General features: G+C 57.9%; 1 protein-coding gene. It reads right to left on the bottom strand.

Annotation, left to right across the window (positions count from 1 at the left end):
• A partial coding sequence (locus Q0829_RS27550; RefSeq protein ID WP_298549316.1) for a collagen-like protein occupies window positions 1–228 on the bottom strand: 228 nt, incomplete at both ends.

The raw sequence follows: 228 nt of genomic DNA, 5'->3' as shown, positions 1-228 counted from the left end.
GTGGCACCGGTTGCTCCTGTATTTCCTGTAGCGCCTGTGCTTCCCGTAGCGCCAGTTGCTCCTGTGCTTCCTGTTGAGCCAGTGGCACCGGTTGCGCCAGTGCTTCCTGTAGCTCCTGTGCTTCCTGTAGCGCCAGTTGCTCCTGTACTTCCTGTAGCTCCTGTGCTTCCTGTAGCGCCAGTTGCTCCTGTACTTCCTGTAGCACCAGTTGCTCCTGTGCTTCCTGTA

This window comes from uncultured Aquimarina sp. (genome assembly GCF_947492405.1).
In the GTDB taxonomy this organism is placed as follows: Bacteria; Bacteroidota; Bacteroidia; order Flavobacteriales; family Flavobacteriaceae; genus Aquimarina.
The sequence above is the reverse complement of the archived record's forward strand: the minus strand, read 5'-3'. Positions and strand labels throughout refer to the sequence as shown.